The 19,739-nt window shown below is 59.5% G+C and carries 23 protein-coding genes; 15 read left to right on the plus strand and 8 right to left on the minus strand.

Going from position 1 to position 19,739, the window contains the following annotated elements; all coding sequences use genetic code 11:
• Positions 1-71: 71 nt before the first annotated feature.
• The 4 genes from KI243_RS18345 (at position 72) to KI243_RS18360 (ending at position 2,739) form a co-directional block, all read left to right on the plus strand.
• Positions 72-470 carry a RidA family protein gene (locus KI243_RS18345; protein WP_017126104.1) on the plus strand — a complete coding sequence of 133 codons (399 nt, stop codon included), beginning with the start codon at positions 72-74 and terminating at the stop codon, positions 468-470.
• Between the two features lie 103 nt (positions 471-573).
• Complete coding sequence (gene ppnN, locus KI243_RS18350; RefSeq protein WP_017126105.1) at positions 574-1,947, plus strand: nucleotide 5'-monophosphate nucleosidase PpnN; 1,374 nt, start codon at positions 574-576, stop codon at positions 1,945-1,947.
• A gap of 202 nt (positions 1,948-2,149) precedes the next feature.
• Positions 2,150-2,401 carry a type II toxin-antitoxin system HicA family toxin gene (locus tag KI243_RS18355; protein ID WP_017126106.1) on the plus strand — a complete coding sequence of 84 codons (252 nt, stop codon included), beginning with the start codon at positions 2,150-2,152 and terminating at the stop codon, positions 2,399-2,401.
• Positions 2,398-2,739, plus strand: coding sequence for a type II toxin-antitoxin system HicB family antitoxin (locus KI243_RS18360; RefSeq protein WP_212809636.1), 342 nt, complete (start codon positions 2,398-2,400; stop codon positions 2,737-2,739). The genes KI243_RS18355 and KI243_RS18360 overlap by 4 nt, the downstream gene beginning before the upstream one ends.
• A gap of 1 nt (position 2,740) precedes the next feature.
• On the opposite strand, the gene KI243_RS18365 is transcribed toward KI243_RS18360, so the two are convergent.
• From KI243_RS18365 to tam, 4 genes are all read right to left on the minus strand, one after another.
• The gene (locus KI243_RS18365; protein WP_177083157.1) at positions 2,741-3,376 is read right to left on the minus strand and encodes a DNA-3-methyladenine glycosylase I; all 636 of its coding nucleotides are present in this window, start codon (positions 3,374-3,376) and stop codon (positions 2,741-2,743) included.
• Between the two features lie 129 nt (positions 3,377-3,505).
• The gene (locus KI243_RS18370; RefSeq protein WP_017126109.1) at positions 3,506-4,294 is read right to left on the minus strand and encodes an outer membrane protein; all 789 of its coding nucleotides are present in this window, start codon (positions 4,292-4,294) and stop codon (positions 3,506-3,508) included.
• 149 nt (positions 4,295-4,443) lie between these two features.
• Positions 4,444-4,998: a DUF3455 domain-containing protein gene (locus KI243_RS18375; RefSeq protein ID WP_017126110.1), complete on the minus strand. Its 555-nt coding sequence runs from the start codon at positions 4,996-4,998 to the stop codon at positions 4,444-4,446.
• 103 nt (positions 4,999-5,101) lie between these two features.
• Positions 5,102-5,866: a trans-aconitate 2-methyltransferase gene (tam, locus tag KI243_RS18380; protein ID WP_212809638.1), complete on the minus strand. Its 765-nt coding sequence runs from the start codon at positions 5,864-5,866 to the stop codon at positions 5,102-5,104.
• 101 nt (positions 5,867-5,967) lie between these two features.
• Between tam and KI243_RS18385 the strand changes: the two genes are divergently transcribed.
• Complete coding sequence (locus KI243_RS18385; RefSeq protein ID WP_212809640.1) at positions 5,968-6,876, plus strand: LysR family transcriptional regulator; 909 nt, start codon at positions 5,968-5,970, stop codon at positions 6,874-6,876.
• Between the two features lie 119 nt (positions 6,877-6,995).
• Here the strand turns inward: KI243_RS18385 and KI243_RS18390 are convergent, their stop codons facing one another.
• Positions 6,996-7,370: a tautomerase family protein gene (locus KI243_RS18390; RefSeq protein ID WP_177083159.1), complete on the minus strand. Its 375-nt coding sequence runs from the start codon at positions 7,368-7,370 to the stop codon at positions 6,996-6,998.
• A 110-nt stretch (positions 7,371-7,480) separates the two neighbouring features.
• Between KI243_RS18390 and KI243_RS18395 the strand changes: the two genes are divergently transcribed.
• Positions 7,481-8,383, plus strand: a complete 903-nt coding sequence (locus KI243_RS18395) for a LysR substrate-binding domain-containing protein (protein ID WP_212809642.1) — start codon at positions 7,481-7,483, stop codon at positions 8,381-8,383.
• A 73-nt stretch (positions 8,384-8,456) separates the two neighbouring features.
• On the opposite strand, the gene KI243_RS18400 is transcribed toward KI243_RS18395, so the two are convergent.
• Positions 8,457-8,894 carry a MarR family transcriptional regulator gene (locus tag KI243_RS18400; protein ID WP_017126115.1) on the minus strand — a complete coding sequence of 146 codons (438 nt, stop codon included), beginning with the start codon at positions 8,892-8,894 and terminating at the stop codon, positions 8,457-8,459.
• Between the two features lie 77 nt (positions 8,895-8,971).
• On the opposite strand from KI243_RS18400, the gene KI243_RS18405 reads away from it, so the two are divergent.
• The 4 genes from KI243_RS18405 (at position 8,972) to KI243_RS18420 (ending at position 13,224) form a co-directional block, all read left to right on the plus strand.
• Positions 8,972-10,120 (plus strand): NAD(P)/FAD-dependent oxidoreductase, encoded by a 1,149-nt coding sequence (locus KI243_RS18405; RefSeq protein ID WP_177109747.1) that lies wholly within the window; start codon positions 8,972-8,974, stop codon positions 10,118-10,120.
• A gap of 262 nt (positions 10,121-10,382) precedes the next feature.
• Positions 10,383-11,258 (plus strand): 4-hydroxy-tetrahydrodipicolinate synthase, encoded by an 876-nt coding sequence (gene dapA / locus KI243_RS18410; RefSeq protein ID WP_212809643.1) that lies wholly within the window; start codon positions 10,383-10,385, stop codon positions 11,256-11,258.
• Between the two features lie 65 nt (positions 11,259-11,323).
• Entirely contained in the window at positions 11,324-11,698 is a 375-nt protein-coding gene (locus KI243_RS18415) for a DUF2784 domain-containing protein (RefSeq protein ID WP_103032773.1), read from the plus strand.
• A gap of 278 nt (positions 11,699-11,976) precedes the next feature.
• Positions 11,977-13,224: a ribonucleotide-diphosphate reductase subunit beta gene (locus KI243_RS18420; protein ID WP_212809649.1), complete on the plus strand. Its 1,248-nt coding sequence runs from the start codon at positions 11,977-11,979 to the stop codon at positions 13,222-13,224.
• Positions 13,225-13,536: 312 nt separating this feature from the next.
• Here KI243_RS18420 and KI243_RS18425 read toward each other — a convergent pair whose 3' ends face one another.
• Positions 13,537-13,797 carry a type II toxin-antitoxin system RelB/DinJ family antitoxin gene (locus tag KI243_RS18425; protein ID WP_212809651.1) on the minus strand — a complete coding sequence of 87 codons (261 nt, stop codon included), beginning with the start codon at positions 13,795-13,797 and terminating at the stop codon, positions 13,537-13,539.
• 195 nt (positions 13,798-13,992) lie between these two features.
• Here KI243_RS18425 and KI243_RS18430 point away from each other — a divergent pair, with 195 nt between their 5' ends.
• The 3 genes from KI243_RS18430 (at position 13,993) to KI243_RS18440 (ending at position 16,626) form a co-directional block, all read left to right on the plus strand.
• Positions 13,993-14,181 (plus strand): hypothetical protein, encoded by a 189-nt coding sequence (locus KI243_RS18430; protein ID WP_212809653.1) that lies wholly within the window; start codon positions 13,993-13,995, stop codon positions 14,179-14,181.
• Between the two features lie 137 nt (positions 14,182-14,318).
• Positions 14,319-16,115, plus strand: coding sequence for a hypothetical protein (locus tag KI243_RS18435; protein ID WP_212809655.1), 1,797 nt, complete (start codon positions 14,319-14,321; stop codon positions 16,113-16,115).
• Positions 16,116-16,434: 319 nt separating this feature from the next.
• Positions 16,435-16,626 (plus strand): hypothetical protein, encoded by a 192-nt coding sequence (locus tag KI243_RS18440; protein WP_177119526.1) that lies wholly within the window; start codon positions 16,435-16,437, stop codon positions 16,624-16,626.
• A gap of 311 nt (positions 16,627-16,937) precedes the next feature.
• Here KI243_RS18440 and KI243_RS18445 read toward each other — a convergent pair whose 3' ends face one another.
• Complete coding sequence (locus KI243_RS18445; protein ID WP_177119525.1) at positions 16,938-17,435, minus strand: helix-turn-helix domain-containing protein; 498 nt, start codon at positions 17,433-17,435, stop codon at positions 16,938-16,940.
• Between the two features lie 99 nt (positions 17,436-17,534).
• Here KI243_RS18445 and KI243_RS18450 point away from each other — a divergent pair, with 99 nt between their 5' ends.
• Together KI243_RS18450 and KI243_RS18455 are read left to right on the plus strand one after the other, a co-directional pair.
• Complete coding sequence (locus KI243_RS18450) at positions 17,535-18,161, plus strand: isochorismatase family cysteine hydrolase (protein WP_212809657.1); 627 nt, start codon at positions 17,535-17,537, stop codon at positions 18,159-18,161.
• Positions 18,162-19,727 (plus strand): aldehyde dehydrogenase (NADP(+)), encoded by a 1,566-nt coding sequence (locus KI243_RS18455; protein WP_212809659.1) that lies wholly within the window; start codon positions 18,162-18,164, stop codon positions 19,725-19,727.
• Positions 19,728-19,739: the final 12 nt, after the last annotated feature.

Below are 19,739 nucleotides of genomic sequence, written 5' to 3' on the forward strand. Positions count from 1 at the left end.
TGGGCGCCTGATTTAGCTATGCTAGGGCACTTTTTGAGTGCCCGCTTCCAGCATTATCAGGAAAACGCCCCATGACAGACCGCGAGATCATCATTCCAGAATCCATGCGTCCGATCGTCGAACGCGCCGGCTACGCGCCCGCCGTCAAGGTCGGGGCGACGCTGTACTGTGCCGGCCAGGTGGGCCGTACCGCACAACTGGAAGTGATCGCCGATCCCGAGGCGCAGTTCGTCGCCTGCTGGGAAAACCTGCGCCTGGTCCTCGCCGCCGGCGGCTGTACATTTGACGACGTGGTCGAGATGACCACCTATCATGTCAATATGAGCCAGCACATGGCAGTCTTTCGCGAGGTCAAGAATCGTGTGTTTCCACGCGGGCACTGTGCCTGGACGTCCATCGGCGTCGCGGAACTGGCACACCCCGGCCTGCTGGCGGAGATCAAGTGCGTGGCGGTACAACGCAGCGCATGATCGCGCCTTGCCTCACCCCTGGCGCACGACCACGGTCGACGCCGGCCTTTCTGATGCCGCCGGCACCTTGTCGCCCGGCCGCGTCGCTTTCATGGAATAGAGAATGACCCAACGATCCGTAATCAATGCTTCGGTCAGCCCCAAGGGCAGCCTTGAAACCCTTTCCCAACGTGAAGTGCAACAACTGAGCGAGGCCGGCTCCGGCAGCATCTACACCTTGTTCCGCCAGTGCGCCCTGGCCATCCTCAATACCGGCGCGCATGTCGACAACGCCAAGACCATCCTCGAAGCCTACAAGGATTTCGAGATCCGCATTCACCAGCAGGACCGCGGCGTACGCCTGGAGCTGCTGAACGCCCCGGCCGATGCCTTCGTCGACGGCGAGATGATCGCCAGCACCCGGGAAATGCTCTTCAGCGCCCTGCGCGATATCGTCTACACCGAGAACGAGCTGGAGAGCCAGCGCATCGACCTGGACAGTTCCCAGGGCATCACCGACTACGTCTTCCACCTGCTGCGCAACGCCCGCACCCTGCGTCCCGGCCTGGAGCCGAAGATGGTGGTGTGCTGGGGCGGTCATTCGATCAGCAGCGAGGAGTACCAGTACACCAAGAAAGTCGGTCACGAACTGGGCCTGCGCAGCCTGGACATCTGCACCGGCTGCGGTCCCGGCGTGATGAAGGGACCGATGAAGGGCGCGACCATTTCCCACGCCAAGCAACGCATCACCACCGGCCGCTACCTGGGCCTGACCGAACCGGGCATCATCGCCGCCGAGGCGCCGAATCCGATCGTCAACGAACTGGTGATCATGCCCGACATCGAGAAGCGCCTGGAGGCGTTCGTGCGGGTCGGCCATGGCATCATCATCTTCCCGGGCGGTGCCGGTACGGCCGAGGAATTCCTCTACCTGCTGGGCATCCTGATGCACCCGGACAACCGTGACCTGCCGTTCCCGGTGATCCTCACCGGACCGAAAAGCGCGGAAGCCTACCTGCAGCAACTGCACGCCTTTGTCGGCGCCACCCTGGGCGAAGCGGCGCACCAGCACTACCAGATCATCATCGACGATCCGGCCCAGGTCGCCCGGCAGATGGCCCTGGGCCTCAAGGCCGTCAAGCAGTTCCGCCGGGAACGCAACGACGCCTTTCACTTCAACTGGCTGTTGAAGATCGACGAGGGTTTCCAGCGTCCGTTCGACCCGACCCACGCCAACATGGCCAGCCTGAAACTGAACCGCAACCAGCCGGCGCACCAGTTGGCGGCCAACCTGCGCCGGGCGTTTTCCGGGATCGTCGCCGGCAACGTCAAGGACAAGGGCATTCGCCTGATCGAGGAACACGGCCCATACGAAATCCACGGCGATGCCGAAGTCATGCGGCCGCTGGATAAACTGCTCCAGGCCTTCGTCGCACAACACCGGATGAAACTGCCGGGCGGCGCAGCCTACGAGCCTTGCTATCGGGTCGTTACCTGAAATCGGCTGATCCGCCAGGATCATTCTGGCGGCTGCTCCAGCCGCCAGCTCCCCATCCCCGCGAACGCTCGCAGCACCCTTTCCTCAAGGCCTGTAGGAAACGTAAACAGCGCCTGATCCCCTCTTGATCGCCTGGGCAAACCCACTCATTCTTGACCCTCAACATCAGTGCAACTATATTTAGTTGCAGGCAGGAGGCCCGGTGTCCAGGAATGAAAAGCTGCTCGCAAAACTGCTCAACCCATGGATGGCCTTCACATGGCCGGAACTGGTCACGCTGCTGGGCCATTTCGGCTACCGCCGGCTTGAAGGTTCAGGCAGCCGGGTCAAGTTCGACAACGGCGATCCGCTTGCAGCGATCAGCCTGCATAAACCTCATCCAGGCAATGAGCTGAGAACCTATATCAGGCGTCAGGTGATCGACCATCTACGCTCAGGAGGACTGATTCCGTGACCAATCAGATGCACTACAAGGGCTATTTCGGCTCCATCGAAGCCAGCGTCGAGGACAACTGCCTGTTCGGCAAACTTCAGTTCATCCGGGCGCTGGTGAGCTATGAGGGGCAGACCGTGGCGGAGCTGGAAACAGCCTTCAAGGAGGCGGTGGAGGACTATCTCGACAACTGCCAGCGCCTCAAGCAGTCTCCCGAAGTACCGTGCAAGGGTTCGTTCAACGTCCGTGTCGGCCATGACCTGCACCTGGCCGCCGCCCTCAGCGCCACGCGCCAGAAACTGACATTGAACGACCTGACCCGCCAGGCACTGAGCGAATACCTGCTGCGCCACGCCTGACTCAGGGACGCCTCAGGCCCTGGCGCAGTTGCTCGATTTCAGCCCGGCAGGCACAGTCGGCGAGGTGGTCGTTGACCATGCCCGTGGCCTGCATCAGGGCATATATCGTGGTTGGGCCGACAAAGGTCCAGCCGCGTTGCTTCAGGGCCCTGGACAAGCGGACGGAGGCCGGCGACGTCGGGTTGGCCTTCCAGTAGTCGAAGTCCACCACGGCGGGCCGCTCATCCGCCGAAGGCTCGAACGACCACATCCAGGCCGCCAGCGACCCGCTCTCCTCCACCAGTTCGCAGGCGCGGCGGGCATTGTTGAGAACCGAAAGGATCTTGCTGCGATTGCGCACGATACCGGGGTTATCCATCAGCCGGGCCACGTCGGCGTCGGTGTAGCGGGCCACACGCCGGAAATCGAATCCCTCGAAGGCTTCACGGAAGTTCTCGCGCTTGCGCAGAATGGTGATCCAGGCCATGCCCGCCTGGAAACCTTCCAGGCAGATTTTCTCGAACAGGCGAATATCGTCGGTGACGGGACGCCCCCACTCCGCATCGTGGTAATGGACATACTCCGGCATGGAAGAACGCCAGAGGCATCGGGTGATACCCGACTCGTCGACCATCAGGCCCGGGGAAATCGTGTCCATGCACTGCCTTTGCTTGCCAATGGTAGTGGTCAATCCTGACACGACGGGCAACGCCGTTGCGAGGATCTTGTGCGACAACGGCCCGCCTTGTTGCCAGGGCGGGCCGCAGCACGAACGCACTCGCGGGGATCAGAAGCGGTAGTTCAAGCCCACTCGCAGCATCTGTCCGTCGTTCTTGAACCTGGAATCATAACCGGTGCCGGCACCACCGCTGCCCGGGATGACCTTGACGTTGAGCTTGTCTTCACCCAGGTCGTAGTAGAGGTATTCGGTCTTGAGCGACAGCTGGCTGGTCAGCATCTGCTCGATACCGGCACCGACGGTGTAGCCGACCTTGAACCGGCTCTGGCTGCCGCTGAACTGGGTGTTGCCGGTCGGACCGAACATATCGACGCTCTGGCTGGTTTCGCCATAGGCCAGACCGGCGGTGCCGTAGACCAGGGTACGGTCGAAGGCATAGCCGAAACGCCCACGCAGGGTACCGAGGTACTTGATCTTCGATTCGAACTTGTTGTTCAGCGCGGCGCCGGTGTTCAACTGGCGGGTGCCGATATTGCGGCTGTCATTCAGGTCGGTATAGGACAGGTCGGTCTCGACACCGGCCACCCACTGGCCGAATTGGTAGTTGTAGCCCAGTTGCGCGCCACCGACAAAACCGTTGCGATCCAGGTCCACCGAGCCCGGACGGGCACCACCGGCAATATTGGCGATGTTCGGTGCCGCCTGCCCCTTGGTGTGCACGCTGGTGTCGCCGCCGAAACCGGCGCCTGCGTTGACGCCGCCGTAGAAACCGGTCCAGTCCACGGCAGCGTTGGACGATGCATGGCTAGACGGGGCCGAGGTCGGCAGATCGGCGGCCTGGGCGGCCAGGCTGCCCAGCAGGGTCACGGTCGTGGCAACGAGAAGACGATTGATCATGTGAAAGCTCCTGGTGTGTCGGTCAAGTGTTTTTTGGGCACAGCGTTGCCCGCACACAGGCCTGGGCCCGCATGTGGGGATTGAACAAAGGGGGTGTTTTGCCGGCCCGTGCCTGAGCGGCGCGGACCACGGCTATTCAGCGGTAAGGGTTATTCGGCGGTAAACAGGTAGTCCGCGCTGTAGGGTTCGACATGGATAGCCCCGGCCTGGGTGCAGGCCCCGGAGAAGACTCCGCCACGGGTGTTGAGGCGCTGGACCGAGACCACTTTCGACAAGGCACCGCTGCCCTGGTGATCGACCACCTCCAGCTTGAGCAGCGCCAGGTCTTTCTTCGTCGCGCCAGGTTGCTGGGACACCACCTTGGCGACCACCGCGCTGCGGTCGGCAAACTCCCAGGTCGGCCCGGCGAAGTGCCGTCCGACGGTCTTGCCGTTGAAGATCAGGGTGGCGAGAGGTTCGCGAAACTGCCAGGTGAGTTTGCCCGAGGTGTCCGCGGCGCAGTTGTAGAGCTGCACGCCTTCACCCCGCACCGAGAGCACCGTGGCATCACCGGCTGTCAGCAGATTGGGCGCGGCATCCGCCGCGCAGGTGGTGCCGGTAATGAACCCACAGAGCAGCAGCCCCAGGATGGCCAGCACCCGGACAGCCCCTGAAGGACCATGGCTGCGCTTGTGAGCGAGTTGCATCGGGACGGTGTCGTGCATGAGTGAGAGTTCCACTTGTCAGGATCGCGGTCAGTGTGGCGGCGTCTGGAAGGAGAACAACTCACTCGTGATTTTTATTCGCGACTTTTTCCGCAATCGATGCTCAACGGGTCGCGACCACGAACAACCGAGGGAACGGCAACAGCACCGTACCGTCGGCCAGCGCCGGATAAGCCTCACTGATCGCCGCCAGGTAACGTTGCAGGTAAGCGGCCTTTTCCGCCTCGTCGAGCGGTGCCAGGTAAGGTCGCAAGGCGGAGCCCTTGAACCATTCGACCACCGCCGCATGCCCACCCGCCAGTGGATGGTGATACGTGGTGCGCCAGACATCCACCGTCGTGCAGTGCGGCCGCAGCAGCTCATAGTAGAACGTCGCGTCGTGCCGTGGTGGATGGCGCACCGTCCCGATCCTGGCTGCCCACGGCCCGTCCGCGGCCACTTCGCGGGCCAGCCGGTGGGACGGCTCCTGCATATTGTCCGGGGTCTGCACCGCCAGACTGCCACCGGCGACCAGCTTGCTCACCAGATGGGGGTAAAGGGTGGCGTGATTCGGCAGCCATTGCAGCGAGGCATTGGCCAGGATCACATCGAAAGCCTGGTCCGGGTTCCAGGTCGCGATATCCGCCAGTTCGAAATTCAGCGCGGGCAAACGCTCCCGGGCACTGACCAGCATGTCATCGGAACTGTCCATGCCAGTAACCCGTGCCTCGCTGAAACGCTGGGCCAGGACCTCGGTGGAATTGCCCGGACCGCAACCCAGATCGACGGCCACCTGCACCGAACGCGTCGGGATGGCAGTCACCAGATCACGGACGGGACGGGTTCGTTCTGCTTCAAAGGTCGAATATTGCTTGGCTGACCAGGTCATCACGCTTCCTCTTGTGTGTGGGAGTGAGCACAGCGTAGGTTTTGCAAACCATGATGACAAATGCCAATAATGACAAGCTGCCATACTCCAAAGGTATTGAAATGCTTGAGCTGCGTCGTTTGCACGCGTTTGTCGTGATCGCCGAGGAAGGACATATCACCCGGGCGGCGGAGCGTCTGCATATGCAGCAACCGCCGCTTACCCGCCTGTTGCAGAAGCTCGAAGCCGAAATGGGCGTGGCGCTGATGGAGCGCCTTCCCCGCGGCGTGCGCCCGACCACCGCCGGCCTGGCGCTGCTGGAGGAGGCCCGCGCCGTGCTGGCCAGGGCCGAGGGCGTGACCGAAGTGGTGCGCCGCGCCGCCCGTGGCGAACAGGGGCGGCTCGGCGTCGGCTTCACCAGTTCGGCGGCCTTGCATCCGTTTGTACCGGGGGTGCTGCGGCACTTTCGCGAAACCTTTTCCGGCGTCTCGGTGGCCCTGGAAGAAGCCGGTACCGGCGAGCTGATGGACGCCCTGGTACACGAGCGACTGGATGCGGCCTTCGTGCGTTCGCCATTGAGCGGCACGCCGACCCTGCAGGCCGAACCGATCCTGATCGAACCGATGCTGCTGGCGCTGCCGATGGATCATCCCCTGGCCCGGGACAGCGCAACCGCCCTGCCCTTGTCCGCCCTCGCCGGCGAAGCCTTTGTCCTGTATCGGCGCCGGGTCGGCCTGGGCCTCTATGACGCCATCCTGGTGGCGTGCCGCGAAGCCGGCTTCAGCCCGCGGGTGATCCAGGAAGCACCGCGCATGGCCGCGACCCTGAGCCTGGTGGCGGCGGGACTCGGCGTATCGATCGTACCGGCCTCGATGCAGCGCCTGCGGGGCGACGGTATCGCCTATCGCGTCCTGACGGAGTGCCCGGGGCTGATTGCGCCCTTGCACCTGGCGACCCGCGTGGGTGACAGCTCGTCAGTGTTGCAGCGTTTTCGTGAAATGGTCATCCAGGCTGCAACCACCGAGTGCTGAACAGCTTGCAGGAGCGGGCTTGGTCCGAGCGGCAGTGCGACGAAGATTTCAGCGATCTTGCGGGCCTCTTCGGGGGCAAGCCCCCTCCCACACAGGCAACGCCCATCCAGGAAATGTGTTCAATTGCCCCGACCGCCGGCAAACGACCAGTCATCCGAAGCGGTGGTGGTGATCACCACCATCACATCCTCCGGGTCCAGCCCCGGCGCCGCTTGCAGACGCTCCACCAGCGTGCGGTAGAACGCCTGCTTGACCGAAGTCTGCCGCTGTCGGCCGGCGGTAATGGCGATCAGCACATAGTCCTGGCTGCGCGGACCGCCAAGGTAGTGTGGGTCGAAGATCAGCTCTCCCACCTCATGCTGGTGAATGACCTGGAAGCGATCGGCGGGCGGCACCTCGAAACGCTCCACCAGGGCATCGTGGACACTTTGGGAAAGCTGTTTCAGGTACTCGGGCGACTTGCCCCGGTGCAGTGAAATACGGGTGAAAGGCATGACAGACAGCTCCGCTGATCGGGTTGACGGAGAGAAATTAACAAGCGAGGATCGTTCCGAATATCAGATTAAACAGAACCCATCATCCCGATTTAATGGACATTCAAAGCATGCGCCGTCCGACCTTCGACCTTGATGTCCTGCGCACTTTTGTCACCGGCATCGAGTTCAACAGCTTCGCCAAGGCCGCCGAACGGCTTGGCCGCTCGACCTCGGCGGTCAGTGCCCAGTTGAAGAAACTCGAAGAACAGGTGGGCAGCGCAGTGCTGGCGAAATCCGGACGCGGGCTGGTGCTGACGCCCCAGGGTGAAGCCCTGCTCAGCCACGCCCGGCGTTTGCTGGAACTCAACGACGAGATCTTCGCAAGCCTGCACGAAGCCCAGGTCGAAGGTTGCGTGCGCCTGGGCCTGCAAGAGGACTTCGGCGAGCATCTGCTCAGTGAGATCCTGCGGCGTTTCGCCAGGGCTCATCCGCGGATCAGCCTTGAAGTACGGATCGGCCGCAATGCCGAGCTGCTGGGGCTGATCGAGCGCGGTCAGCTGGATCTCGCGCTGGCCTGGGAAACAGCGGCCGACACGCCCTACTCCAGGCGGATCGGCATGACGCCGATGCAATGGATCGGCCCGAGGGACATGCCCTTTTCCACGGACCAGGACAGCACGCCGCTGCCCCTGGTGATGTTCGAAGCACCCTGCGTGCTGCGCAGCGCCGCCACCCTGGCGCTGGACCAGGCACGCATCCCCTGGCGGGTGGCACTGACCAGCCCGAGCGTCGGCGGGATCTGGGCAGCGGTCACGGCCGGCCTGGGCATCACCCTGCGCACCCGCATCGGCCTGCCCGCCCAGCTGGCGGTGCTGCAGGGACTACCGGAGGTGCCGAGCCTGGGTTATGTCTTGCATCGTGCCGTGGAGGAACCAGCGGCAGCGGTCCGGCAGTTGGCGGCGGCGATTCAGGCAAGCCTGGAGGAACAGGCATTCCATACCCTTGCCCAACCCTGGAAGCCAACCCTGTAGGAACCGGCTTGCCGACGATGACGATCGAAGAGCCGACGCACGACTTAACGCCCTCGTCGCCGGTTCTCGAGCCTCAGTCTTCCTTGCGCAGATTGGCATTGGCCCGCTGCAGGAAGTCCACGAACAACGCCACCTCTTCGGCACTGAAACCCACCAGCGCCTTGTCGTTGCCGTCGCAAAGGATGTCCTTGGCCTGCGGTATCCGGGCCAGCCCCAGTTCAGTCAGTTCGACGATCTGAATACGCTTGTGCTGCGGATCGGGCCTGCGCCGAATCAGGCCGTCACGCTCCAGACGGGCCAGGGTCTGGGCCATGGACGGCTGCTCGACCTGCATCAACCGCGCGAGCTCGGCCTGGGTCCGCGCCTCTCCCCGCTTCAACGCGCCCAGCACCGGCATGCTGGCCATGCCGATGGCCAAAGGCCGCAAGCGTATTTCAGCCTGACGAATCAGTTCCTGCGACACGCGCTTGATCAGGAAAGAAGGCACCTGATACAGATCCACATCATTCATGTTTCGACCCCTTGTCATAGGCACCTATGCTAATACATCATAGGTGCCTATGACAAATAACGCTCCGGAATGACACCATGGTATCGAATCCGCGTATCGCCATCGTCGGCGCCGGTCTCGGCGGCTTGATGCTGGCTCGGATGCTGTATCTCAAGGACGTGCCCTTTCTGATTTTCGACCGTGACGAATCCGCCTCGCACCGCCCCCAGGGCGGCATGCTCGATTTGCACGTGGAGACCGGCCAGTACGCGCTCCGCCGTGGCGGCCTGTTCGAGGTGTTCCTGCAGTTTGCCCGCTACGAGGACCAGGGATTTCGCCTGTTCGACAAGCACGGTGCGCTGTTGCTGGAAAAACCCGATGCTGCCAGCGGCGACCGTCCGGAGATCGATCGTGGCCAGCTCAGGGAACTGCTGCTGGAGTCGATCCCGGAAGACGCCCTGCGCTGGGGCCATACCCTCAGGGACGCGGAGCAACAGGGCGATGGCTACACCGAACTGCGCTTTGACAACGGCCTGAGGCAGCGCTTCGAGCTGGTGGTCGGCGCTGACGGAGCCTGGTCCCGGGTACGCCCACTGGTTTCGGCGGCAGTGCCCGACTTCACCGGACTGACCTTGCATGAGCTGTCGATTCCCGACGCCGATACCCGGTATCCCGACGTCGCACAAAAGGTCGGGCACGGCATGCTGGTGGCCAAGGGCGGGCAGCAGACGATCTTCGCGCAACGCAATGCCAACGCCCATATCCGCGTGTATGCAGCCTTGCACCAGCAGGCAACCCATCATGGGGAAAAAACCAAAGCCGACCTGCTCCACGACTTCGACGGCTGGGACGCTTCATTGCTGCAACTGCTCCAGGTCGCGCAAGAGCCGGTCAGACCCTGGCCGATTCACATCCTGCCGGTCGGCCATCGCTGGGCGCACCGGGATGGCGTCACCTTGCTGGGCGATGCCGCGCACCTGATGCCGCCCGCCGGCGAAGGCGCCAACCTGGCCTTGCGCGACGCGGTGGACCTGGCTGAAGCGCTGCTGGACGACGAGGACTGGAAAGCCGCGGTACGCGCCCATGAGCAGGTGATGTTCGAGCGCGCCGCCTTCTCGGCCGCCGAAGCTCACAAGATGCTGCTGGGGGACTCGGCCGAGCAGGTCCAGGAGCTGATGCAAGGCCACCTGGGTGCCGAGGCAGAAGAAAACCTGTCGAAGATTGACAAACCTGGCGCCAGCTTTTAAAACTGGAGGCCTGATCCAGGGTGTAAACAGATATGTCCGCAACGCTCAACCTCATCACTGTCGCGATTGGCTTGAATGCCAAGGCATCGGTGTGCGTTGCGTTTGCCCCTAAATCGAAGAAACAGTCGCTCATGTGACCGGGGCGCGCTGTCCCGTCAGATGAGCTGACAGGACATTGAGCGCGACGGATCACCCTCCCTCCTCCCAACTTCCTTCTACGCTTCTGACGGTGACGAAACGGTCAACCATCAGGAGAAAGTGCATGTCATCGTTTCAAGGTATCTGGGTTCCCATCGTCACGCCATTTATCAACCAGGCCATCGACTTCGTCGGCCTGCGCCGCCTGGTCGGCCATCTGCTGGAAAGCGGTGTCGACGGTATCGTGGTCTGCGGCACCACCGGGGAAGCCGCCGCGCTGGGCAAGCATGAACAACTGGCGGTGCTCGACGCAGTGCTGGAACGGGTCCCACCGCAGCAGGTGGTGATGGGCCTGGCGGGCAACAACCTGACCGAACTGCTGCAGTTCCAGAGCGAGATACTCAAGCGTCCCCTGGCCGGCCTGCTGGTGCCGGCGCCCTACTACATCCGCCCCTCCCAGGCCGGTCTGGAAGCGTTTTTCAAGACGGTCGCCGACGCCTCCAGCGTGCCGGTCATTCTCTACGACATTCCCTATCGCACCGGGGTGAGCTTCGAGCAGGCGACCCTGCTGAATATCGTCGCCCACGAGAATATCGTCGCCATCAAGGACTGTGGCGGCAACCTGAACAACACCCTGGCACTGCTGGCCAGCGGCCAGGTCGATGTCTTGTGTGGCGAGGACAACCAGATCTTCAACGCCCTGTGCCTCGGGGCTACCGGGGTGATTGCCGCCTCGGCCCATGTCCATCCCGAGCTGTTCGTGCAGTTGTATCGTCAGCTGCGGGAGCAGCAACTCACTGCCGCCAGAACGACGTTTTTCCGCCTGACACCGCTGATCCAGGCCCTGTTCGTCGAGCCCAACCCCGGCCCGGTGAAAGCCGCCCTGGCCCTGCAGGGACTGATCCGCGACGAACTGCGCGCGCCCATGCAGGCCAGCGGCGAAAGCACCACGCGGCGCCTGCGGGAGATCCTGGCGGCACTCAGGCATTCTTCCCGGTAGAGGCCGAGGCAGCCACCCGGGTAGGATGTCCGGACTGACACCATGGATCAGCAGAGGGAATCGCGATGTTCTACCGGATAGCGGCCGACGGGCTGGTGTCGTTTCACCTGCTGTTCATCCTGTTCGTGCTGTTTGGCGGGCTGCTGGTGCTCAGGTGGCGCTGGTTGATCTGGTTGCACCTGCCCGCCGCCACCTGGGGCGTGGCGGTCGAAGTCCTGCATCTGGAGTGCCCGCTGACCCGCTGGGAAAACCTCTTTCGCCAGGCCGCCGGACAAGGCGGTTATGGCGAGGGGTTTATCGAGCACTACCTGATTCCGCTGATTTATCCCGCCGGGCTGACCCCCACCCTGCAACTGGGCCTGGGCGCCCTGGTGTTACTGCTCAACCTCACGATCTACCTGCGCGTGTTCAAGACCCGACGCCTGAGAGCCGCCTTCTGAACGACTGGCCGAGGGAACTGCGACGAAACAGCACTGTTGCCTTTTCCCGGATTGACCCTCTGAAAAAACCACCATATAGTGTGCCAACACCAAAGAAAAACACTACATGATGTGCCATGCTTCTCCTACGGCACCTCTCATCCCCCTGGAAAACCAGGGTTTTCCGATGCCTGCTTGTGCTGTGAATCCTGTTGACCGGGAGTTGCAAACGCGCGTCTACCTGCCTGACAGAACGGCAGTGAATCAGGCCTACAAACACCCCATACAAGGAATATCCGATGCTCAGCTGGGACGAATTCGACAAGGAAGAAGGCGAAGTAGCGATCAAGGGCGCCAACGCCGGCCATGCCGCCGAAGCCTACATGGACCGCCTGGACAGCGCCGGTGGTGCCGCCGCCCTCGAGGCCCGTGCCGTGACCGCGTCCGATTCGGCCGCCATCGCCCGTGCCAAGGCTGCTCTCGACGCCCTCGACGTTGCCGAAGGCCTGGCCGAACTCGAAGGCGCCTCGGCCCGTGTCGCAGTCGATGAAAAGCGCATGATCAACTGCCGCGCCGACCTCAACCAGCTCGTCCCCTTCAAGTACGACTGGGCCTGGCAGAAATACCTCGACGGTTGTGCCAACCACTGGATGCCGCAAGAGGTCAACATGACCGCCGACATCTCTCTGTGGAAAAACCCGGAAGGCCTGACCGACGACGAGCGCCGCATCGTCATGCGCAACCTCGGCTTCTTCTCCACCGCCGACTCCCTGGTGGCGAACAACCTGGTGCTGGCCGTCTACCGCCTGATCACCAACCCCGAGTGCCGCCAGTACATCCTGCGCCAGGCCTTCGAAGAGGCGATCCACACCCACGCCTACCAGTACTGCATCGAATCGCTGGCCATGGATGAAGGCGAGATCTTCAACATGTACCACGAGATCCCTTCGGTGGCGAAAAAGGCCGCCTGGGGCCTGAAGTACACCCGCTCGATCTCCGATCCGAAGTTCGAGACCGGCACCGTCGACACCGACAAGGAACTGCTGCGCAACCTGATCGCCTACTACTGCGTGCTGGAAGGCATCTTCTTCTACTGCGGCTTCACCCAGATCCTGTCCATGGGTCGGCGCAACAAGATGACCGGCGTCGCCGAGCAGTTCCAGTACATCCTGCGCGACGAATCCATGCACCTGAACTTCGGCATCGATGTGATCAACCAGATCAAGATCGAGAACCCGCACCTGTGGGATACCGAGATGAAGGAAGAAGCCACGCAGATGATCCTGCAGGGCACCCAGCTGGAAATCGAATACGCCCGTGACACCATGCCCCGAGGCGTACTGGGCATGAACGCGGCGATGATGGAGGACTACCTCAAGTTCATCGCCAACCGTCGCCTGTCGCAGATCGGCCTGAAGGAAGAGTACCCGGGGACCACCAACCCGTTCCCCTGGATGAGCGAGATCATGGACCTGAAGAAAGAGAAGAACTTCTTCGAGACCCGCGTGATCGAGTACCAGACTGGCGGCGCGTTGAGCTGGGATTGATCTTCGTCCTGCACGAATAGTCCGGAAAACTGAAAGCCCTGAACCTGTTCAGGGCTTTTTGTTGACAGGCGGCCCTATTCTGCTCGATAACGCCGAGGCGACGCTGGAACAGACAGGAGTCGCACCGTGAGGCTGACACGCCCCCCCGTAGGAGCCTGGCTTGTCGGGACGCCCCATCGCAGCGAAGAGGCCCTCAAGACCGCTAAAAGCTTCGCGGGCAAGCCGGGACGCCGGCTCCTACAGGCTACGTGGCATATTCAAGGTCTCATTTCCTTGACTGTTCGGCATTAACCACAAGGCGCCCTTCCAGCGTCAGATCCCCAGATCCGTGTGCAAAGCATCTGTGCTTTCGTACTCACAAAGGTTTTCGCCGCGATCAGTGGCCTCCATCACCGCCCGCGTCTTGGCGTTAGGAGCCTTCACCTTGGAGGGAAGCTCCTTATCCTGAACGATCTGAACCAAAAGCATACGCATTGCCTGAGAAACCGTCATGCCCATCCCATCGAGGATTTCCGTGGCATTTGCTTTCAATTCACTGTCAATTCGGGTACGTACCACTTCGGTATGTGTCATGGCTCACTTCAAGCTCGTTATAGCTATAATCGGCAAACTATAGTGCCAACTACGTCTAGCGTCGAACACGCCCGTTGAAAATTTTGCTACATCCTGTGCAACGAATTCTACACCTAAACCTCGGCATCAACGAATCAGTTCAAGATCGAAACCTCGCACTTGTGGAATGCCGAGATAAAAGAATGAGCGATCCGGATGATCCTGAAAGACCCACAGCAGAAAATCGAATACGCTCGTGACACAGTGCCACTCAGCGTACTAAACATGGGTGCGATGATGATGAATGACTACCTCAAACTATCGCCTATCACGGGTCCAACCCAAGCACTACTGATCCGCTCCGCGGGCCTGAAAAAAGCAAGGACCGTCTTCAATCACGTGTGATCGAGCATCAGCTGAGAGATGCGTTAAACCGGGATTGATGATGGCGCAACGCCATGAGACAATCACCTGACTAACACGGATGTCGGGAGTATAAATCCAACCGCCCATTCGGATTGTATTTTAAATTAAGGATTTCCATGAGAGCTCAAAAAACAAAACTCCGTGACATCGTCAAAGATCCAGAGCTGGTAAAAAAAATAACACAATCCTTTTCCGACTTGAGGGCCGATTTCGATTTAGGGCTGGAGGCATCCGCCGAAAAAATCATTGAACTCGCAGAAACACACGTCGACATAAAGGACAATCTTAACAAATTAATATCTCATACCGGCTCATCTAGCGGCGTACTACAAGGGCTTAGAGGTACGGGAAAAACACACCTCCTACTGCTTGCAAGGCACAAAATAAATCAAGATATATTAAAAAATGGCCATTTCGCCATTTATTTAAACTCAAAAAAACTAACCACTCCCGAAAACTGCACTCAAGAAATATTTAACAGACTATTCTCCAGCTTTCTCCTAACAAGCATAATCGAGCACCTGCAGAAAATCCTTGTAAATGCATCTAAAAAAGGTTTCTGGGATAAAATCCTAGACACATTAACGCCTGCAACCGCCTCAAATAGAATCATCGATACAATCGACATCTTAATATCAAAACAGACAGCACTTTTGTCTGGAACAAGAATCATCGAAAATTACGAAGCCGGAGAGCAAAAAATAAACTCTCAGCTCAAAGAACTTATAGAAGCATTCGAAGAAATGTCAGCCTCGGTAGGCATCAGCACTTCGTCTTTCAACCTCGCAGCAAAAAAGAAACAAATTGAAGAAAAAAGCATAGACAAAGAACAATCATCAAAATATATAAGCTTTCTAGATATCGCACACGTCTCCACAACTCTTAAAGAAATTATCAGCAAGCTAAAAATAAAATCAATAACATTCTATGTGGATGAATGGGAAAAACTCTATTACGACGGAAGCTCTCAAAAACATCTAGCAACGTACATAAATAAAATCATCGACAATCCGATTTACTTCTGGATAGCATATGTCCCATACCGAGGTAGCCTGCACCCACTATCGGTAGGCAACGACTTGCAACACCGGATCGACTTAGATGAATCGCTGATTTACGAAACCGACCAGCAATCTTGTATAAAATACTTTCAGGACTTCATAGATAAAAGACTTCAACACCATCTTTCAAGGCGCGACATATCAAACTCCGTCCTCATCAACAACAGGAAAAATTTTGAACTACTAATAATGGGATCAATGGGAAACCCAAGAGACTTCGGCACGATCCTAGTACATGCATGGAATGACTTTGTAACGTACAGAAATATGCCTCTAAAAAGAGGTGGTGCATTCCAGTATGTTTCAGCCTCAATGATAAAAGGCGCTATCAAATCAGACGGAGAGAAAAAACTACTAAATTTTGAATCAAGCTCACACGCTATGTCTGCATGGAGAGATCTGGAGGATTTCGCCATAAAAAACAAAACAAGTCATATTGCAATTGAGGAGTGCCCAGAAAATCATTCCGCTCTCGCAGAAAATGACTTTTCAGAGCTAATTTACCAGCGACTACTGCACAAACGCACAGACAGAGTCAGCGCGAAAGAAAGCTCAATCTCTAACAAACTTTCAATATTCGCTTTAAGTTATTCGTGCACGTACGATCACCACCAAAAAGATAAAAAATTCCAATTCATAACAAAATATGAAGACATTCACAATAGAGTTCGTCGATACATCTACGACCCATGCAAGCTCATCAAGACAAGAAAACTGAAAGGTGGTGAAATGTTTCCTTGCCCATCGTGCACATTTGAAATAACTCCCAATATGAAATTTGCCTGGGAAAAAAATATTTGCCCGGCCTGCGGCAACCCGATCATAAAACCCATCACCCAACCACACACCTAATATAAAAAATCTGTAGGTTGGCAAAAAGACTTCACAAAACGCGCACCTTCAATTGAAAATCACGATTCAATTGAAGGTGCGCATAAAAAATCAAGATTGAGAATTCTCACACTATCAAAGCAATCCAGCAAAGCCATCAGATACCTGTCGAACTTTCCGATCATCGAGTAGGACCATTGCTGAGCACTTGAACCTCGACAGCACATCGAAATAGTCATGCGTTGAAACATCGCCGAGCTTCAAAAATGTACCCCAAGGGTACAAAATCTGCCTGTCAGCACCATAAACACGCACCTCTGCCCCGCCGACGGATAGCTTCATGTTGAGAGAAGATCGCGAGCACCTCGAACTGGAAAATCTTTCGGTGGAGAGCCACAAGCTCATGGCAGAGGCGCGCAAGCTGGACATCGAGAAGGAGAAAATAAAGCTTGAAGCAATGCTTTACCCCTTTGTCGTTGGGGCAGGCCTGATTACCGCGTTGGTCGCACTTCTCACATTCATGGAGAGGTAGTCGCCGGATTGTGCCTTCGCTGATATCAATTACAGTTATTCGAAGGGCTACATGATGGGACAACCATCCCCGGCCCATCACCTTGAAAAAGGACGGTCACCATGCCTCTACGACCAACCGATGTATCCCAAAGCCTGTCTGAAGACCTGATACAGCTACGCGCCGATGTAGCCGCGTTCCACAAGGAAATGAGACATAGACCCCCCTCCAGCCCTTACAAGGTATGGCTGTCGTTCGGGTTGGGAGCCGGTACGGCGCTGGCCCTGTATTTCATCGTCTCACTGATAAAGCACCTGGGCTGACTATTCGTTTCAATTCCCTTTCGACACCTCACGCCGCACCTTGCGCTCCATGGCATAGGCCGCGCCGGGCTCGCTGATCAACTCTTCCCGACGCAGCGGTTGCGCGCAATGCTCGCAAAGCGGCCCCAGGCCCGCTGGCTGGCCGCAGAGTTTGTGCGTATAGCGCACCGCCAATTCTTCCTCTTCCGATTTGCACCAGGTCTCGCCCCACGCCCGTAGCGCCAGGACCACGGAATAGAACGCCTCGCCTTTTGGCGTCAGGTGGTATTCGTGGCGCAGCGGACGCTCGCTGTAGGGGCGCCGCTCAACCAGTCCGTCAGCCTCCAGGCTTTTCAGGCGACCGGCAATCATCTGCGGCGTTCCGCCCGTCTGGATCTGGATCTCGTCGAAGCGACGATTGCCCATGAACAGCTCGCGCAAAACCAGCAGCGTCCAGCGGCCACCTATAATTTCCTCAGCCCGCGCGATCGGGCACAACGTCTCAGGCGCGCTTTCTTTCACCGACATACCACCTTGCCTCTCAGTAGATACTATGATTATCATAGTAACGTAATACCAAGGCAACCCCCGCTGCCCTGGCTATCCAAAAAACGCTGGAGATCCCCTATGTCGACTATCACCTACCCTATCGATCGGACCGCCTATCTGCTGGTCGATCCCTACAATGACTTTCTCTCCGAAGGCGGCAAGGTCTACCCCTTCATCGAACCCGTCGCCAACGAGGTTCACCTGCTCGACAACCTGCGCGCCCTTGACCGGACCGTACGGGCCCAGGGCATCCAGGTGGTGATTGTACCGCACCGCCGCTGGGAAAAAGGCGACTACGAGAGCTGGGACCATCCGAGTCCGACCCAATGCAAGGTCATGCATCTGCATCACTTCGCACGCGGGGAATGGGGTGGGGAATGGCACCCCGATTTCGCGCCGAAGGACGGTGACATCGTCGTTCAGGAACACTGGGGCTCCAGCGGATTCGCCAATACCGACCTGGATTTCCGCCTCAAGCAGCAGGGCATCACCCACGTGATCATCGTCGGCCTGCTGGCCAACACCTGCATCGAGGCGACCGCCCGCTACGCGGTGGAACTGGGCTACCACGTCACCCTGGTACGGGACGCCACCGCAGCGCTCAAATCGGAAATGATGCACGCCGCGCACGAACTCAACGGCCCGACATTTGCCCATTCGATCGTCGCCACTGGCGAGCTCATCGCCACGCTGGAGGGCAAGTAAATGCAATTGACTGGCAAGCTCTTTATCGGCGCAGGTGATCTCTCCATCCCCGAGGCGACCATGAAGGCCCTCAACCCGGCGACCAACCAGACGATAGAACCCGCTTTTGCGTTGGGCGACGCAGCTGCCGTCGATGCCGCTGCCGTTCTCGCCGACGAGGCATTCGACAGCTACAGCCATACCCCGCTCTCCCGGCGGGCCGCGTTCCTGGAAAGCATCGCCGACAACCTCGACGCTGTCCGCCTGGAACTGGCTGCCAGGGCAGCGCTCGAAACCGGCATCCCCCAGGCCCAGCTCGAAGGTGAAGCGGCCAAGGCGGCGACCCAGTTCCGTCAGTTCGCCGACGTCGTGCGCAAAGGGCGTTTCCTGCAGTTGTCCATCGACCCTGAGCAACCTGATCGTCAGCCGCGCCCCCGCATGGACCACCGGCTACAGAAAATGGCGATCGGCCCGGTCGCCATCTTCGGCGCCAGCAACTTTCCGATTGCCTACTCGATTGCCGGCGGTGACACCGCGTCCGCCCTGGCGGCGGGCGCGCCGGTCATCCTGAAGGCCCATAACGCCCATCCCGGAGCCTCGGAGATTCAGGCCAGGGCGATTCGCAAGGCGGTGCAAGAACACGGCCTGCACCTGGGCGTATTTTCAATGGTACGCGGCGAAGGCAACACCCTTGGTGAGGCGCTGGTCGATCACCCACTGGTCAAGGCCGTCACCTTCACCGGTTCGGAACAGGGCGGCATGGCGCTCTATCGCCGGGCCCAGCAACGCCCCGACCCTATCCCGGTATTCACCGAAATGACCAGCGTCAATCCCACCTTCGTCCTTGCGCACACCCTCGCCAGCAAAGGCGCAGGCATCGGTGATGGTTTCGTCGAGCGCATGCTGGTCAATGTCGGCCAGGCCTGCCTGAAACCCGCCCTCCTCATTGCCATTGACGGCCCCGGCTTCGAGCCGCTGCGCACGGCGATGATCGAGCGCGTGGCACAGGCGGCGGCGCGGACCATGCTCACCCCCGGCATCCATGGGGCCTATATGAAATCCTTGGCAAGCGTGCAAAACGCCGGTGCGGCCGCCATCGCCCATGGACGGGCATCTGAAGCCGCGGTCGATGGGCAATCGATGCTGCTGGAAGTGGATGGCGAGCAGTTCCTGCGTGAAACAGCACTGTCGCAAGAAGTGTTCGGCCCGGCGGCATTGCTGGTCAGGGTCCGGGATGAAGAGCAACTGCTTGCGGTCGCCCGCTCGCTGCGCGGCCAACTCAGCGCCGCCATTCACCTGGAGGCCGATGACCTGCCGACGGCCCGGCGCCTGCTGCCGATCCTGGAGAGACGCACCGGGCGTATCGTCGTCAATGCCTTTGCCCATCCCCAGGAAGTGTCATTCGCGGCGATCCATGGCGGTCCCTATCCGGCCACCTCGGACAGCCGCTTCACGTCCGTCGGCATGACCTCCATCGAGCGCTTCCTGCGGCCGGTGTGCTACCAGGGATTTCCCGATGAGCTCCTGCCCGAGGCCCTGCGCGACAGCAATCCGCTGGGGCTGCCTCGCCTCCTGGATGGCCAGTGACAGCTACGGCAC

The organism is Pseudomonas sp. Ost2, from assembly GCF_018326065.1.
Taxonomy (GTDB): domain Bacteria; phylum Pseudomonadota; class Gammaproteobacteria; order Pseudomonadales; family Pseudomonadaceae; genus Aquipseudomonas; species Aquipseudomonas gingeri.